General features: G+C 45.3%; 1 protein-coding gene. It reads left to right on the top strand.

All coding sequences use genetic code 11. The features are described 5' to 3' along the window. Nucleotides 1-127: 127 nt before the first annotated feature. A complete protein-coding gene (locus AC1TPC_RS26785; protein ID WP_482069766.1) occupies nt 128-1,414 on the top strand; it encodes an IS110 family RNA-guided transposase in 1,287 nt (428 codons plus the stop codon). The last annotated feature ends 314 nt before the right edge of the window (nt 1,415-1,728 follow it).

The raw sequence follows: 1,728 nt of genomic DNA, 5'->3' as shown, positions 1-1,728 counted from the left end.
AAAGGAGCCATTCCTGTAATGAAGTAATTTGAGCTTTGAAAGAAAAAAGCGCCTCTAGTATACTGGGAAACGTTCCGGCAAGAACTAAACCCACATACGAAAAGAGGCACTCACTATGAAGCATAAGATGAAACAGAAACAAAATCAACGTATTACAAGAATTACCGAAAAAACGCTCGTTGTTGGCGTAGATATTGCCAAGCGGCTTCATGTCGCTAGGGCCGTAGATTTTCGTGGAATTGAGCTCGGCAAGGATTGTGTATTCAGTAATGATGCAAAGGGGCTAGGAAGCCTTGTAACGTGGATGAAGGAGCTCGAGCAGTCTCACAGCAAGACGGATATCATTTTGGGTATCGAGCCTACCGGACACTACTGGTTTCCACTAGCTGCTTACTTGCAGAATGAAGGAATCAAATTGGTTCTCGTCAATCCTCACCATGTGAACAAAAGCAAGGAACTTGAGGACAACACACAAATAAAAAGCGACTACAAGGACGCCAAAGTTATTGCCAACCTCGTTCGAAACGGGAATTACACGGAGCCCAAATTACCCACAAAGGAATATGCAGACTTACGGATTTTGATGAACACAAGGGAGCAGATCATGGGCAGCTTAACACAAGTTAAATCCAGGGTTGTCAATTGGTTCGATCGTTACTTTCCTGGGTATGCGAAGGTGTTTAAAAGCTGGGATGGGAAGGCGTCCCTGATGACGATGCGCCAATTCCCGACACCAGAAGAGATTGTCTCTAAAGGCGCCAGAGATATTCTTGCGTGTTGGAAGAAGGAAGTTAAACGCGGAGTCGGCATCAAGCGTGCTGAACAGCTCTATGCAGCAGCAGAGGTTTCAATTGGGCTTAAAGAAGGTCTAGTCGCTGCGCGGGTTCAGCTTCGTTTGCTGCTAGAAGAATTCGATCTTTACTTGAAACAAGAAGAACAGATTATGAAAGACGTTTTAGAGATATTGGGGAAAATCCCCGGAACTGCCGAAATGCTAAGTATTCCAGGCGTAGGTGTTGTCACTATTGCTGGTTTCCTTGCTGAAATTGGGGATATAAATAGCTACGACCACGGACAGCAGATTATACGGTTAGCTGGACTTAATCTCGTAGAGAACAGTTCAGGTGATCGCAAAGGAAAGACAGGTATAAGCAAACGAGGACGTTCTCGTTTAAGGGCATTGCTGTTCCGCTGTATCTTGCCGCTAGTGGCTAAAAACGAAGAGTTTAAAGCGTTGCATAAGCATTACACGACGCGCTCCCAAAACCCGTTAAAGAAGAAGCAGTCGCTCATCGCATTGTGTGGAAGATTGATCCGCATCCTTCATACTTTGGGGACGAAACAAAAATCATACAATGCCACCGAAGTGTTAGGACATGTTCATCAAACCAGCATACAAAAGAGTGCTGCTTAAGAAAATCAACAGCTATTAACCTGAGTTTTCGCTTATTCACATGTGTATAACAATGACAATGGAAGCATCGGAGAAGCCGGAGAACTACACACCATAAGGGCTACGACCCCGTAAAGGAGCAAGAATCGGCATCCACCCCTTGAGAGGTAGAACGAAGGAATGTAAGGGCATAGACCCAGCGTGACATGGGAGGGTAAACCCCAAGGGTGCATGTGGAGATCCACTGTGCGATCATATCCAATTTCCACAGTTTTGGAACCAAACGATCCTAAGCTCTGTTCCCGCCTACGTCCTTACAGAAAATGATGTAGAGT

The sequence above is a fragment of the Paenibacillus sp. Y280 genome, from assembly GCF_056786335.1.
This window is presented reverse-complemented; position numbering and strand designations above follow the sequence as displayed.

Bases quoted from the DNA above. Each gene is read 5' to 3' on its own strand.
- AC1TPC_RS26785 (WP_482069766.1), top strand. From the start codon at position 128: ATGAAACAGAAACAAAATCAACGTATTACAAGAATTACCGAAAAAACG.